Source organism: Pseudomonas lactucae (genome assembly GCF_036688725.1).
Taxonomy (GTDB): Bacteria; Pseudomonadota; Gammaproteobacteria; order Pseudomonadales; family Pseudomonadaceae; genus Aquipseudomonas; species Aquipseudomonas lactucae.
On sequence record NZ_JAQQPT010000013.1, the window covers coordinates 24276 to 38449 of the forward strand.

Annotated in this window: 13 protein-coding genes; 6 read left to right on the forward strand and 7 right to left on the reverse strand. The window is 60.7% G+C overall.

Annotation, left to right across the window (positions count from 1 at the left end; all coding sequences use genetic code 11):
- The 5 genes from V6M90_RS16245 to gloB form a co-directional block, all read right to left on the reverse strand.
- Complete coding sequence (locus V6M90_RS16245) at positions 1 to 1074, reverse strand: microcin C ABC transporter permease YejB (protein WP_078824380.1); 1074 nt, start codon at positions 1072 to 1074, stop codon at positions 1 to 3.
- Complete coding sequence (locus V6M90_RS16250; RefSeq protein WP_305429386.1) at positions 1075 to 2913, reverse strand: extracellular solute-binding protein; 1839 nt, start codon at positions 2911 to 2913, stop codon at positions 1075 to 1077.
- Positions 2910 to 4739, reverse strand: a complete 1830-nt coding sequence (locus tag V6M90_RS16255) for an extracellular solute-binding protein (RefSeq protein WP_332846771.1) — start codon at positions 4737 to 4739, stop codon at positions 2910 to 2912. The genes V6M90_RS16250 and V6M90_RS16255 overlap by 4 nt, the downstream gene beginning before the upstream one ends.
- Before the next feature lie 268 nt (positions 4740 to 5007).
- Positions 5008 to 6408, reverse strand: coding sequence for a lytic transglycosylase domain-containing protein (locus V6M90_RS16260; protein WP_332846772.1), 1401 nt, complete (start codon positions 6406 to 6408; stop codon positions 5008 to 5010).
- 98 nt (positions 6409 to 6506) lie between these two features.
- Complete coding sequence (gene gloB, locus V6M90_RS16265) at positions 6507 to 7274, reverse strand: hydroxyacylglutathione hydrolase (protein WP_003173569.1); 768 nt, start codon at positions 7272 to 7274, stop codon at positions 6507 to 6509.
- Between the two features lie 65 nt (positions 7275 to 7339).
- Between gloB and V6M90_RS16270 the strand changes: the two genes are divergently transcribed.
- From V6M90_RS16270 to V6M90_RS16290, 5 genes are all read left to right on the forward strand, one after another.
- Positions 7340 to 8098, forward strand: coding sequence for a class I SAM-dependent methyltransferase (locus V6M90_RS16270; RefSeq protein ID WP_003173570.1), 759 nt, complete (start codon positions 7340 to 7342; stop codon positions 8096 to 8098).
- A 46-nt stretch (positions 8099 to 8144) separates the two neighbouring features.
- Positions 8145 to 8597 (forward strand): ribonuclease HI, encoded by a 453-nt coding sequence (gene rnhA, locus V6M90_RS16275; RefSeq protein WP_003173571.1) that lies wholly within the window; start codon positions 8145 to 8147, stop codon positions 8595 to 8597.
- A gap of 65 nt (positions 8598 to 8662) precedes the next feature.
- Positions 8663 to 9403, forward strand: coding sequence for a DNA polymerase III subunit epsilon (gene dnaQ, locus V6M90_RS16280; RefSeq protein WP_176156633.1), 741 nt, complete (start codon positions 8663 to 8665; stop codon positions 9401 to 9403).
- 156 nt (positions 9404 to 9559) lie between these two features.
- Positions 9560 to 11815 (forward strand): Orn/Lys/Arg family decarboxylase, encoded by a 2256-nt coding sequence (locus V6M90_RS16285; protein ID WP_332846773.1) that lies wholly within the window; start codon positions 9560 to 9562, stop codon positions 11813 to 11815.
- A gap of 20 nt (positions 11816 to 11835) precedes the next feature.
- Entirely contained in the window at positions 11836 to 12405 is a 570-nt protein-coding gene (locus V6M90_RS16290) for a GNAT family N-acetyltransferase (protein WP_042944580.1), read from the forward strand.
- On the opposite strand, the gene V6M90_RS16295 is transcribed toward V6M90_RS16290, so the two are convergent.
- Complete coding sequence (locus tag V6M90_RS16295) at positions 12402 to 13295, reverse strand: LysR substrate-binding domain-containing protein (protein WP_332846774.1); 894 nt, start codon at positions 13293 to 13295, stop codon at positions 12402 to 12404. The two genes, V6M90_RS16290 and V6M90_RS16295, sit on opposite strands and share 4 nt — an antisense overlap.
- A gap of 181 nt (positions 13296 to 13476) precedes the next feature.
- Between V6M90_RS16295 and V6M90_RS16300 the strand changes: the two genes are divergently transcribed.
- Positions 13477 to 13815 carry a hypothetical protein gene (locus V6M90_RS16300; RefSeq protein WP_003173577.1) on the forward strand — a complete coding sequence of 113 codons (339 nt, stop codon included), beginning with the start codon at positions 13477 to 13479 and terminating at the stop codon, positions 13813 to 13815.
- Between the two features lie 61 nt (positions 13816 to 13876).
- On the opposite strand, the gene V6M90_RS16305 is transcribed toward V6M90_RS16300, so the two are convergent.
- Positions 13877 to 14113: a hypothetical protein gene (locus V6M90_RS16305; protein ID WP_042944582.1), complete on the reverse strand. Its 237-nt coding sequence runs from the start codon at positions 14111 to 14113 to the stop codon at positions 13877 to 13879.
- Positions 14114 to 14174 lie beyond the last annotated feature (61 nt).

Consider the following 14174-nt stretch of genomic DNA (forward strand, 5'->3'; position numbering starts at 1 on the left):
TCAATGCTCCCGGCTGGCGAAGTCGATGCGCGGATCGACCAGGGTATAGGTGAGGTCGCCGATCAGTTTCACGATCAACCCCAGCAGGGTGAAGATGAACAGCGTGCCGAACACCACCGGGTAATCGCGGTTGATCGCCGCTTCAAAGCTCATCAGGCCCAGGCCGTCGAGAGAGAAGATCACTTCCACCAGCAAGGAGCCGGTGAAGAAGATACCGATAAAGGCCGAGGGGAAACCGGCGATCACCAACAGCATGGCGTTGCGGAACACATGCCCGTACAGCACGCGGTGGTTGGTCAGGCCCTTGGCCCTGGCGGTGACCACGTACTGCTTGTTGATCTCGTCGAGAAAGCTGTTTTTGGTCAGCAGCGTCATGGTCGCGAAGTTACCGATCACCAGCGCGGTGATGGGCAACGCCAGGTGCCAGAAGTAATCGAGAATCTTGCCGCCCCAGCTCAGTTCGTCGAAGTTATTCGAGGTGAGCCCGCGCAGTGGGAACCAATCGAAATAACTGCCGCCGGCAAACACCACGATCAGCAGGATGGCGAACAGGAACGCCGGGATCGCATAGCCGACGATGATCGCCGAACTGGTCCACACATCGAAATGGCTGCCGTGTCGCGTGGCTTTGGCGATCCCGAGCGGGATCGACACCAAGTACATGATCAGCGTGCTCCATAACCCCAGGGAGATGGACACCGGCATCTTTTCCTTGATCAGGTCGATGACCTTGGCGTCGCGGAAGAAACTGTCGCCGAAATCCAGGCGGGCGTAGTTCTTGACCATGATCCACAAACGTTCCGGCGCCGACTTGTCGAAGCCGTACATCTTCTCGATTTCCTTGATCAGCGCCGGGTCCAGGCCCTGGGCGCCACGGTAGCTGGAGCCGGCCACCGCCACTTCGGCACCGCCACCGGCGATGCGGCTGGTGGCGCCGTCAAAGCCTTCGAGCTTGGCGATCATTTGCTCCACCGGGCCACCGGGGGCGGCCTGGATGATGACGAAGTTGATCAGCAAAATCCCGAACAGCGTGGGGATGATCAATAACAGGCGGCGAAGAATATAAGCCAGCATTTAATCGCCTCCGCTCGCCGTGTCGGCGCTCGTTTGGGGTTCTGGGGCCATTGCCGGCGGCACGTTGGGCTTGCTCCACCAGGTGGAGATGCCGACGTCATACAGCGGTGACACCTTTGGATGACCGAGGTTGTTCCAGTAAGCCACGCGGAAAGTCTTGATATGCCAGTTGGGGATCACGTAGTAGCCAAATTGCAGCACGCGGTCCAGGGCCCTGGCATGGGCGATCAGGCTGGCGCGGGTGTCTGAATCGATCAACTGTTCCACCAACTGATCGACGGCCGGGTCTTTGAGGCCCATGTAATTGCGGCTGCCGGGTTTGTCGGCGCTGGTGGATTTCCAGAATTCGCGCTGTTCGTTACCCGGCGACGAAGATTGTGGAAAGCTGCCCACGAGCATGTCGAAATCCCGCGACCGTAGGCGGGTGACGAATTGCGAGACGTCTACCCGGCGAATCACCAGGTCGATGCCCAGGTCGGCGAGGTTGCGTTTGAACGGCAGCAGGATGCGCTCGAACTCGGTCTGGGCCAGCAGGAACTCGATGGTCACCGGTTTGCCGGTGGTGTCGACCATTTTGTCGTCGACGATTTTCCAGCCGGCTTCCTGCAACAACTGGTACGCCTCGCGCTGCTGGGCGCGGATCATGCCGCTGCCGTCGGTCTTGGCCGGCTCGAAGGCTTCGGTAAACACCTGGGGCGGGATCTTGTCGCGCAGCGGTTCGAGAATTTTCAGCTCGTCGGGGCCAGGCAAGCCGGTGGCGGCCATGTCGGAGTTTTCGAAGTAGCTGCGGGTGCGGGTGTAGGCACCGTTGAACAGTTGCTTGTTACTCCACTCGAAATCCAGCAACAGGCTGATGGCCTTGCGCACACGCACGTCCTGGAACATGGGCTTGCGCGTGTTGAACACGAAGCCCTGCATGCCGGTGGGGTTGCCGTTGGGGATCTCTTCTTTGATCAGACGGCCTTGCGCTACGGCGGGAACGTTGTAGGCGTTGGCCCAGTTCTTAGCACTGAATTCGGCCCAGTAATCGAACTGCCCGGCCTTGAGCGCTTCCAGGGCCACCGTCGCATCGCGATAGTAGTCAGTGATGCGCTGGTCGAAATTGTACAGGCCCTTGTTGATCGGCAGGTCTTTGCCCCAATAGTCTTTGACTCGCTCGTAGCGCACCGAGCGTCCGGCGTTGACCTGCGCCACTTTGTAGGGGCCGCTGCCGAGGGGGAATTCCAGGTTGCCCTTGGTGAAGTCGCGCGTGGCCCACCAATGTTTGGGCAGCACCGGCAACTGGCCGAGGATCAGCGGCAGTTCGCGGTTATTGGTGCGCTTGAACTTGAACAGCACCCGCAACGGGTCTTCGGCGATCACTTCGTCGACATCCGCGTAATAGGTGCGGTAGAGCGGGGTGCCGTCCTTGATCAAGGTCTGGAAGCTGAACACCACGTCGTCGGCGCGCATGGGATGGCCGTCGTGGAAGCGCGCCTCGGGGCGCAGGTAAAAGCGTACCCAGCTGTTGTCCGGGGCTTTTTCGATCTTGCCGGCCACCAAGCCGTATTCGGTGAACGGCTCGTCCAGGCTTTGGGTCGCCAGGGTGTCGTAGATCAGGCCGATATTGTCGGCGGGGACACCTTTGCTGATAAACGGGTTGAAGCTGTCGAAACCGGCCAGGCTCGATTCGCGAAACGTCCCGCCCTTGGGGGCGTCCGGGTTGACGTAATCGGTGTGCTTGAAATTGGCCGGGTATTTGGGCGGTTCGTTATACAGCGTCAGCGCGTGTTGCGGCGCCGCTTGGGCGGCGCTGCAGAGTAAAAAGGTGCTGATCAGAGCGTTGCGCAAATACATCATTGGGCTTTCTCCGAAGCTTTCAGCCACCATGCGCTCAGGCCCAGGCTGTAGGGCGGCGTGGCGACAAAGGCGAACCGGTTGCGGTACGCCAAGCGATGATAGTTGAGGTACCAGTTGGGAATGCTGTAGTGCTGCCACAGCAGCACCCGGTCCAGGGCGCGCCCGGCGGCCAGTTGTTCTTCGCGGGTCTGCGCCGCCAGCAGTTGTTCCAGCAGGTGGTCGACGATGGGGTTGGCGATGCCTGCGTAGTTCTTGCTGCCCTTGATCGCGGCCTGGCTGGAATGAAAGTACTGCCACTGCTCAAGGCCGGGGCTCAAGGTCTGGTTGAGGGTAATCAGGATCATGTCGAAGTCGAACTGATCCAGGCGTTGCTTGTACTGGGCGCGGTCGACGGTGCGCAGGCGTGCGTCGATGCCGATACTGATCAGGTTCTCGACATAGGGCTGCAGGATGCGCTCCAGGTTCGGGTTGACCAGCAATATCTCCAGGCGCAGCGGTTGGCCGTCCTTGTTGAGCAGGCGTTGGCCGGACAGCTTCCAGCCGGCATCGCCGAGCAGCGCCAGCGCGCGACGCATGGTATCGCGGGGGATGCCGCGTCCGTCGGTCTGCGGCAGGCTGAACGGCTGGGTGAACAGGTTGGCCGGCAACTGCTCACGGTAGGGCGAGAGCATCAGCCATTCGTGGCCCACCGGCAGGCCGGTCGCCGAGAATTCGCTGTTGGGGTAGTAGCTCAAGGTACGTTTATAGGCGTTGCTGAACAGGGTGCGGTTGGTCCACTCGAAGTCGAACATCAGCCCCAGGGCTTCGCGCACCTTGGTCTGGCTGAACGTCGGCCGCCGCGTGTTCATGAACAGGCCTTGGCTCTGAGTCGGGATCTGGTGCGCGATCTGCGCCTTGATCACTTCGCCGCGGTTCACCGCCGGGAAATTGTAGCCATTGGCCCAGTTCTTGGCCTGGTGCTCGATGTAGATGTCGAATTCGCCGGCCTTGAAGGCTTCGAACGCCACGTCGCTGTCGCGATAGAACTCCACTTCGACCTTGTCGTAGTTATAGAAACCCTGGTTGACCGGCAGGTCCTTGCCCCAGTAATCCTTGACCCGTTCGAACACCAGTTGCCGGCCTGGGGTGACCTTGCTGACGCGGTACGGCCCGCTGCCCAGCGGTGGTTCGAAGGTGGTGGCCTTGAAATCGCGGTGCTTCCAATAGTGCTGGGGCAACACCGGCAACTCGCCCAGGCGCAGGATCAGTAGCGGGTTGCCGGCGCGCTTGAACACAAAGCGGATGCGGTGAGGGTCAAGCACATCCACCCGCGCGACTTCCTGCAGGTTGGTGCGGTACTGCGGGTGGCCTTCAGTCAGCAGGGTGCGGTAGGAAAACGCCACGTCTTCGGCGGTGATCGGCTTGCCATCGTGGAAGCGTGCCTGCGGACGCAGGTTGAACACCACCCAGCTGCGGTCCTCGCTGTATTCCACCGACTGCGCTATCAGCCCATAGCTGGAGGTTGGCTCATCGCCGGACGGCGCGTACTGGCCGGTGCCGACCATCAACGGTTCGTTCAGCTCATTGACGCCGTACTGCAGGAAATTGGGGGTGGAAACCGGGCTCGAGCCCTTGAAGGTGTAGGGGTTGAGCGTATCGAAGGTGCCAAATGCCATGACCCGCAACGTGCCGCCTTTCGGCGCTGCAGGGTTGACCCAATCGAAATGGGTGAATTTGGCCGGGTACTTGAGCACGCCGAACTGCGTATAACCATGGCTCTCGGTTATCGTCGCATTCGCGCAAAAGCTCAAGGCCAGACTTATTAGTAGAAGGAGGGGACGCTTCAAGTCAGAGATCCGATCCAGGCGGCTTGGGCTTTATGATCGGTACAGTAACAGCTTGTTCCGGTTGGAAAAAGCCAGTTGGGATGATGTAGATCCAATGTGGGAGGGAGCTTGCGGTGGCGAGGGAGCTTGCTCCCGCTGGAGCGCGGAGCGCTGCCAATATCATGAGGTAAGCCAGTTACCTCCTGGGTGCCCGTTTTGGGGCTGCCGCGCAGCCCAGCGGGAGCAAGCTCCCTCGCCACATGCAAGCTTTGCCTTTATGTTTGAAGTCTTAGCGCGGCCCGGAAACCACCAGCATCTGCCCCGGCTTCAACGCCTGGCCGGTACGCGGGTTCCAACGCTTGAGATGTTGCATCTCCACGTTGAAACGCTTGGCGACGATGTACAGCGAATCGCCTTTCTTGACCTTGTATTGCATGGGCTTGGAAGTGGCTACCTTGCGCGTGTCCTGCATCACCAGGGTCTGGCCGACCTTGAGTGCCTGGCCGTTGAGCTGGTTCCAGCGCTGCAGGTCGTGCACGTCGACCTTGTTGGCCTTGGCGATCAGCGTGAGGTTGTCGCCGTTGCGCACCTTGTAGCTGCGGGTGCGCCCGGCCACCCGTGGAGTCTCGACTTCGTCGAACACCTGTTTTTTCGGGCGCATTGCCAGCAATTCTTCAGGCTTCATCGTCGAAAGGGTGCTGGTGAGCAATTGCGCCTTGGAACTCGGTACCAACAGATGCTGGGGGCCATCCAGGGTGGTACGTTGCTTCAGGGCCGGGTTGAGCTGGAACAGTTCGTCTTCGTCGATTTCCGCCAGCGCGGCGACCCGTGACAGGTCCATGCTTTGCTTGACTTCCACCACTTCGAAATAGGGTGTGTTGGCAATCGGGTTCAGGTTGACACCGTAGGCCTCGGGAGCCAGCACTACCTGGGACAGCGCCAGGAACTTGGGCACGTAGTCCTTGGTTTCCTGCGGCAGCGGCAGGTTCCAGTAGTCGGTGGGCAGGCCGAGCTTTTCGTTGCGCTCGATGGCCCGGCTCACGGTGCCTTCGCCCGCGTTATAGGCGGCCAGCGCCAGCAGCCAGTCGCCGTTGAACATATCGTGCAGACGGGTCAGGTAGTCCAGGGCGGCGGTGGTGGAGGCGGTGATGTCGCGACGGCCGTCATAGGCGCGGGTCTGGCGCAGGTTGAAGTAGCGCCCGGTGGAGGGGATGAATTGCCACAGGCCGACCGCATCGCTGCGCGAATAGGCCATGGGGTTGTAGGCACTTTCAATCACTGGCAGCAGCGCCAGCTCCAGGGGCATGTTGCGTTCTTCAAGGCGTTCGACGATGTAATGAATATAGAGGCTGCCGCGTTCCCCGGCGTTCTCCAGGAACGACGGGTTGCTGGCGAACCACAGGCGCTGTTGCTCGATGCGCGGGTTGACGCCGAGATTGTCCTGCAATTGAAAGCCCCGGCGCATGCGTTCCCAGACATCCTGGGGCACTTCGGGGCTGGGCTTCTCTGAGAGCCAGATGGGTTTTTGCTTGATCTTGGCGGCAAGATTCGGTTTGGGTTGCACGGTGGATTGTGCAGCGAAATTTGTCGATTGGCAGCCCGCCAGCGTTGCGCAGACACCCACCGCCACGGCTTGAGCCAGGCGGGTCAATGCGTCTGAATGGTTGGATTTACGAATAGGTGACGACATTGGCTGGAAGTAAGTTCCGGGCAAAAATGTCGGGCGATTCTAGAAAGCGCTTCGGTTCCGGTCAACCATTCAGAAATTACGTATCAGATTGCATCCCGTTAGAACTTATCTTTCCAGGCCCTCAAGCTAGCAAACACCTCGGCCCCAGCGCGGTTATCGTGGCCATTCCGTTCGTCCGCTTTTTGTTTAACGGATGTTTCAGCGGTGCGTAAAAAGGGGTTGGTGCGCAATTCCAGGGCCAGGTCGGACGGTAACGTCATCTCGTCTCGGGCCCTGAGTTGGCGGACGGCTTCCATCCGTTCGGCAATATCGGCATTGTGCGGCTCCACCGCCTGGGCAAATTTGAGGTTGCTTTGCGTGTATTCGTGGGTGCAGTACACCAAGGTGTCGGCGGGCAAGGCAGCCAGGCGCGTCAGCGAGGCATGCATCTGTTCCGGTGTGCCTTCGAACAGGCGACCGCAGCCGGCGGCGAACAGGGTATCGCCGCAGAACAGCACGCCCGGGTGATAGAAGGCGATATGTCCCAGGGTGTGGCCGGGTACGCTATGCACGTCGAAATCCCAGCCCAGCACCGTGATGCGATCATGGTCGTGCAGGGCGATGTCCCGCGCGGGAATTTTTTCATTGGCCGGGCCGTAGACCTTGGCGCCGGTGATGTTTTTCAGCTGTTCGACGCCGCCCACATGGTCGTGGTGATGGTGAGTGACCAGGATGTCGCTGAGGGTCCATCCAGGGTTTTGCTCGAGCCAGGCCTGTACCGGTGCGGCATCGCCGGGGTCGACCACGGCGCAGCGGTGGGTCTTCGGGTCCTGTAACAACCAGATGTAGTTATCGGTGAAGGCGGGCAGGGCACTGATCTGTATCATTCTTCGATTCGCCAAGCTGAACACATTGGTGCATCTTAGAACGTCTAGGCGAGTTGGAGAATGCAATGACTGATAAAGCGTTCGCCCAGGCCGATCCCGAGTGGCTGGCGCTGATCGGCGCAGCCCGTGAATGGTTGTCCGGGCCGATCGGGCAATTTTTGCTGGAAGAGGAACGGCACATGCTCGAAGACGAGCTGGGTCGGTTCTTTGGTGGTTACCTGGTGCATTACGGCCCCTCCGCGCAGACGCCGCCGCCTGCGCCCCAGGTGCAACGCAATGTGCGCCTGGGCGCACCGTTGCCGGGGGTGGAGATTGTCTGCGAAGAGCAGGCCTGGCCCTTGAGCGAGCACGCCGCCGATGTGGTGGTGTTGCAACATGGCCTGGATTTCTGCCTGTCGCCCCACGGTTTGCTGCGCGAAGCGGCGAGCAGCGTCCGTCCGGGTGGCCATTTGCTGATTGTCGGCATCAACCCCTGGAGCACGTGGGGCCTACGCCATGTGTTCGCCCATGATGGCCTGCGCCAGGCGCGCTGCATCGCGCCGTCGCGGGTAGCGGACTGGCTGAACCTGCTGGGCTTCGCGCTGGAGAAACGCCGCTTCGGGTGCTATCGTCCGCCGCTTGCCTCGATCACGTGGCAGGGCCGCCTGGCCGGCTGGGAACGCCGTGCAGGCGCCTGGCAGTTGTCGGGCGGCGGCTTCTATCTATTGGTGGCGCGCAAGATCGTGGTCGGGCTGCGGCCGGTGCGCCAGGTCGCGCGCCAACCCATGGGCAAGCTGGTGCCGATGCCGATGGCCAAGGTCAACCGCAAGCAAAGCCAGCCGTAATAGCTCTTTTTATTTTCAGACCCGCCTGTTTTGATGGATGTAACCGATGACCGATAGCGTTGAACTCTTCACCGATGGCGCCTGCAAGGGCAACCCGGGCCCCGGCGGCTGGGGCGCCTTGCTGGTGTGCAAGGGCGTCGAGAAGGAACTGTGGGGCGGCGAAGCCAACACCACCAACAACCGCATGGAACTGATGGGCGCCATTCGCGGCCTGGAAGAACTCAAGCGCCGCTGCAACGTGCTGCTGGTAACCGACTCGCAATACGTGATGAAGGGCATCAATGAGTGGATGGTCAACTGGAAGAAGCGCGGCTGGAAAACCGCGGCCAAGGAACCGGTCAAGAATGCCGACCTGTGGCAATTGCTCGATGAGCAATGCAATCGCCACGACATCACCTGGAAATGGGTGCGCGGCCACATCGGCCATCCCGGCAACGAGCGCGCCGACCAGCTCGCCAACCGTGGTGTGGATGAAGTGCGGGGCTACAAGCAGAGCTGATGCCGAATCACGTGGTAATATCGCGCCCTTTGAAAGACACCGTTGAGAGCTGAACCCTGATGGCCATCCGATCTGTTGTACTCGATACCGAAACCACCGGCATGCCGGTGACCGACGGCCACCGGATCATTGAAATCGGCTGTGTCGAACTCATGGGTCGCCGTCTTACCGGGCGTCACTTCCACGTCTACCTGCAACCGGACCGCGACAGTGACGAAGGTGCGATCGGCGTCCACGGCATCACCGACGAATTCCTCAAGGGCAAGCCGCGTTTCGCCGAAGTGGCTGATGAGTTTTTCGAATTCATCAACGGCGCCCAGCTGATCATTCATAACGCGGCGTTCGACGTCGGTTTCATCAATAACGAATTTGCCCTGATGGGGCAGACCGATCGCGCGGACATCTCCAGGCACTGCTCGATCCTCGATACCTTGATGATGGCGCGTGAGCGTCACCCGGGCCAGCGCAACAGCCTCGATGCCTTATGCAAGCGGTATGGCGTCGATAACTCCGGCCGTGAACTCCACGGCGCCTTGCTCGATTCCGAGATTCTCGCCGACGTTTACCTGACCATGACCGGCGGGCAGACCAGCCTGTCCCTGGCCGGTAATGCGTCCGACGGCAGCGGTTCGGCGGAAGGTTCGGGCAACCGCCCTTCGGAAATCCGCCGCCTGCCGGCTGATCGCAAGCCGACCACCATCATTCGCGCCAGCGAGCAGGATATGGCCGAGCATGCGGCACGGCTGGAAGCGATTGCCAAATCGGCGGGCGCGCCGGCGTTGTGGACCCAACTGACCCAGCAGTAACCCTGGTTGGGATCCAATCAAAATGTGGGAGGGGCGGTGCGACGATTCGACTTGCTCCCCCCACAGTCGATCTCCATTGCCGATGAAATCTTCATTCGCCACATCCGCTCCCAGCTTCTACCCTTGAGTGCATAGCCCCAAGGACTACCTGCCCTCATGTACAAAGACCTGAAGTTTCCTGTTCTTATAGTACATCGCGACATCAAGGCCGACACGGTGGCCGGCGACCGGGTCCGGGGTATCGCCCGGGAGCTGGAGCAAGAGGGCTTCAGTATCTTTTCTGCGATGGACTACGCCGAAGGCCGGTTGGTCGCTTCTACCCATCACGGCCTGGCCTGCATGCTGATCGCCGCCGAAGGTGCAGGCGAAAATACCCACCTGCTGCAAAACATGGTCGAGTTGATCCGCCTGGCACGGGTGCGGGCGCCCAACCTGCCGATCTTTGCCCTGGGCGAGCAAGTCACCCTGGAGAACGCGCCGGCCGATGCCATGAGCGAACTCAACCAACTGCGCGGCATTCTTTACCTGTTCGAAGACACCGTGCCGTTTCTGGCCCGGCAAGTGGCCCGCGCCGCACGCACCTACCTTGACGGCCTGCTGCCACCCTTCTTCAAGGCCCTGGTGCAGCACACCGCCGATTCCAATTATTCCTGGCACACCCCAGGCCATGGCGGCGGCGTGGCGTATCGCAAAAGCCCGGTGGGGCAGGCGTTTCACCAGTTCTTCGGGGAAAACACCCTGCGTTCGGATTTATCCGTATCAGTGCCTGAGCTGGGGTCGCTGTTGGACCACACCGGGCCTCTGGCCGAAGCCGAAGCCCGCGCCGCGCGCAACTTCGGCGCCGACCACACCTTCTTCGTGATCAATGGTACGTCCACCGCCAACAAGATCGTCTGGCACTCGATGGTCGGCCGCGATGACCTGGTGCTGGTGGACCGCAACTGCCACAAGTCGGTGTTGCACTCGATCATCATGACTGGCGCCATCCCGTTGTACCTGTGCCCGGAACGCAACGAGCTGGGCATCATCGGCCCGATACCCCTGAGTGAGTTCAGCCCCGAGTCGATCCGCGCCAAGATCGATTCGAGCCCCCTGACCCGTGGCCGTGCGCCGAAAGTGAAGCTGGCGGTGGTCACCAACTCCACCTACGACGGCCTGTGCTACAACGCCGAGCTGATCAAGCAGCAATTGGGCAACAGTGTAGAGGTGTTGCACTTCGACGAAGCCTGGTATGCCTATGCGGCGTTCCACGAATTTTTCGCCGGGCGCTACGGCATGGGCACCTCGCGTACCCCGGACAGCCCGCTGGTATTCACCACCCATTCCACCCACAAGCTGCTGGCGGCGTTCAGCCAGGCGTCGATGATCCATGTGCAGGACGGCGGCGCCCGCCAGCTGGACCGTGACCGTTTCAACGAAGCGTTCATGATGCATATCTCCACCTCGCCGCAATACAGCATCATCGCCTCGCTGGACGTGGCCTCGGCCATGATGGAAGGCCCGGCCGGGCGCTCGTTGCTGCAGGAAATGTTCGACGAGGCCCTGAGCTTTCGCCGCGCCCTGGCCAACCTGCGCCAGCATATCGACGCCGAGGACTGGTGGTTTTCCATCTGGCAGCCGCCGTCGGTGGCTGGCATTGACCGCGTCGCCACCGCGGATTGGCTGTTGCATCCCCAGGACGACTGGCACGGCTTTGGTGATGTTGCTGAAGATTACGTACTGCTGGACCCGATCAAAGTGACGCTGGTGATGCCCGGTCTGAACGCCGGTGGTGCCTTGAGCGAGCGCGGGATACCTGCCGCGGTGGTGAGCAAATTCCTTTGGGAACGTGGGCTGGTGGTGGAAAAGACCGGTCTCTATTCCTTCCTGGTGCTGTTTTCCATGGGCATCACCAAAGGCAAATGGAGTACCTTGCTCACCGAATTGCTGGAGATCAAGCGCAACTATGACGCTAATGCCGGCCTGGCCAGTTGTTTGCCGTCGGTGTTTGCCCAAGGTCCGGTGCGCTATCAGGGCCTGGGCCTGCGCGATCTGTGCGACCAGTTGCACAGTTGCTATCGCAGTAACGCCACGGCCAGGCACCTCAAGCGCATGTACACGGTACTGCCCGAAATTGCGATGAAACCGGCCGACGCGTACGACCAGTTGGTACGGGGTGAAGTGGAAGCGGTTTGCATTGACGCCTTGCCAGGACGCATTGCAGCCGTGATGCTGGTGCCTTATCCGCCGGGTATTCCGTTGATCATGCCGGGCGAGCGCTTTACGGAGTCGACGCGGTCGATCATCGATTACCTGGCATTTGCCCGCACGTTCGATAGCAGTTTCCCCGGATTTGTCGCCGATGTTCACGGATTGCAACACGAAGACGACGGCAGTGGTCGTTGTTACACCGTCGATTGCATTAAAGGTTAAGGATGTTTATGCACGCTGTAATGAACCCGAAGTACCCAGGGCTCAGTGTTCGGGTCGCCGACGAAGGCTTTGACGCCTATGTGTGGGGCAATGACTTCAGCTTCGAGGTCAGCGCCTACAGTGAGCCGCAGATGGGGAAGCGGGTCGATCAATGGCCTGTGGAACGCATCTTGCCGTACCGCAAGTGCTACGGTATCGATCCCGAGGAGTTCGCCAGTTTTCGCGATGCGCCAGACAGTGCAATCTTCATGGCCTACCTGGACGACCGTCCGGTGGGGCATGTCGTGGTGAGCACCAATTGGAACGGTTTTGCCCACGTCGATGAGTTGGCCGTGGCGTTGCCCGCACGCCGGCACGGTGTGGCCAAGGCGTTGCTGGACGTGGCGCAGTTCTGGAGTCGCAAGAAAAACCTGCCGGGCATGATGCTCGAAACCCAGAACAATAACCTGGGGGCCTGTCGTTTATATGAGCGTTGCGGCTATGTGATGGGCGGCATTGACCATCTGCGCTATCGCGGCATCGACCCGCAGACCCGCGAAGTGGCGATTTTCTGGTATCGGCTGTTCAAGACCGACGTCGACAAGACTTAACCGGCCAACAGGCTTTCAGCCTTTTGCGTGACGATGTCCATCAGTGCATTCAACGCCGGCGAGGCTATGCCTTCGTTGAGCGTCAGCGCATACAGGCTGATCGTCAACGGCGGTGACACCGGGCAGGCGTCCAGCCCGGCCTCGCGCGCACCGAACGCGGTAAACGGGTCGACAATCGCCAGGCCTTCTCCCGCTTCGACCATGCTGCGCATCATCTGGTAGGTCTGCACCCGCGTCTGTACCACCGGCAGCGGGCGCAAGGCTTGCAGTTTGGCATCCAGCGCGCGGCTCAGCGGGTCCTGGCCTTCCAGCCCGATCATCGACTGCCCGGCCAAGTCCTGCAAGGCGATGTACTTCTGCCTGGGTTTCAGCCAGCCGTGGGGAGCGAGCAATTGGAGTTTGCCTTGGGCCAGCACGCGGCTTTGGATCTGCGGGTGCTCCGGGTCATGCAGGCTCAAGCCGACATCCGCTTCATGCAGCAGCAGGCTCCTGACGATCTCTCGGGTTGGCTGGCTCGACAGGTTGCACGGCGTGTCCTGGAAGCGTCGGCGCAGAACGGCAATGCTCTGCGGCAACAGTTGATTGGCAAGGGGCGGGGTGCACAGGGCGCGCAAGGTCGGCGCATGATGGTGTTTCAGGCGGCTGGCCAGGCGTTGCGCCGGCTCCAGTGCTTCATACACATGGGCGATTGCCGCCTGCAACTCCAGGGTTTCCCGCGTCGCCTGCAAGCGCCCGCGAACGCTGGCAAACAGCATGAAGCCCAATTGCAACTCCGCCTCCTGGAGCGCCGCGTCCACATCGCCCACGGGAAGTTGCAACCATTCGGCGGCCGTGCCGAGGTGTCCGGTCTGCAAGATGGCCTGAATCACTTCGATATGACGTAAACGCATGGCCGGAGTCTATGTGCAGTGCGGTGGGGATTCAATGGTCCAGGGTCGTGTGCGCAAAAAAGACTGCGCAGGTCGCCTGGAGCTCTGGCGTTCGGCCACGACCCCACTAGAATGACGCATCGATCATCAACGACCAATGCCGGTTCCCCGGCACTTACAACAAAAACAGGTCTGGTCTCACATGCGTCTACCCTCGATATTTTTCGGGGTAACGGTCAAGCAACTGGTGGTCCTGGTGACCGTCGGCTGCGTGGCTGCTTATCTCTTGCGCAATCAAGACGAAACCACGCCGCAGACCCAGGCGCTTGAAGCGTTCATCCGTTCCCAGGAAGAGGTCGCCGAGCAGGTGGGGGCGGTGCTGGATATCACGCTGGTCAGGCAGGTGCAGGCGTATCCCGCCTATGACAAATCGGGCTATACGCGCTCGATGTACGCCGTGGAAGGCGAGCGGGGGCACTTGATGGTCACGCTCAAGCAGGGCGAGCAGGGCATGGAAGTGACGGAGATCCGCCGCCCCTGATCCCGCCGGCCCAGTCAATGCCATCAATGGCCAGGACTGAGCAGGTCGTTAAGGCGGGTACTTATGACGCGCGGGTGGTTTGCGACTCGCGGACAAGAATAGTGCCCGACTGAATCAGTTTGAACTCATCGCCTTCCAGTTTTTCTACACGGTCGCCAATGGCCAGCTTGTAGGTAACGGTGGGCGCCGAGCCAGCCAGGTCGCCGTGCGCCGGGTTGGATTCCTGGAACTCATGCACTGAATAAACACGGCCTTCCGCGTCTCTGGCATGGAACTGTCCGACAAGTACTGCTGCCATCTGTTTAGAACCTCTGGAGATAAACACTCGATATACGGTGGTGTAGACCGTCATAAAGAGA

Coding starts and splice junctions, on each gene's coding strand:
- V6M90_RS16290 (WP_042944580.1), top strand. CDS start 11,836: ATGAACCCGAAGTACCCAGGGCTCAGTGTTCGGGTCGCCGACGAAGGC.
- V6M90_RS16285 (WP_332846773.1), top strand. CDS start 9,560: ATGTACAAAGACCTGAAGTTTCCTGTTCTTATAGTACATCGCGACATC.
- V6M90_RS16305 (WP_042944582.1), bottom strand. CDS start 14,113: ATGGCAGCAGTACTTGTCGGACAGTTCCATGCCAGAGACGCGGAAGGC.
- V6M90_RS16260 (WP_332846772.1), bottom strand. CDS start 6,408: ATGTCGTCACCTATTCGTAAATCCAACCATTCAGACGCATTGACCCGC.
- V6M90_RS16295 (WP_332846774.1), bottom strand. CDS start 13,295: ATGCGTTTACGTCATATCGAAGTGATTCAGGCCATCTTGCAGACCGGA.
- V6M90_RS16300 (WP_003173577.1), top strand. CDS start 13,477: ATGCGTCTACCCTCGATATTTTTCGGGGTAACGGTCAAGCAACTGGTG.
- V6M90_RS16250 (WP_305429386.1), bottom strand. CDS start 2,913: ATGATGTATTTGCGCAACGCTCTGATCAGCACCTTTTTACTCTGCAGC.
- V6M90_RS16245 (WP_078824380.1), bottom strand. CDS start 1,074: ATGCTGGCTTATATTCTTCGCCGCCTGTTATTGATCATCCCCACGCTG.
- V6M90_RS16270 (WP_003173570.1), top strand. CDS start 7,340: ATGACTGATAAAGCGTTCGCCCAGGCCGATCCCGAGTGGCTGGCGCTG.
- rnhA (WP_003173571.1), top strand. CDS start 8,145: ATGACCGATAGCGTTGAACTCTTCACCGATGGCGCCTGCAAGGGCAAC.
- gloB (WP_003173569.1), bottom strand. CDS start 7,274: ATGATACAGATCAGTGCCCTGCCCGCCTTCACCGATAACTACATCTGG.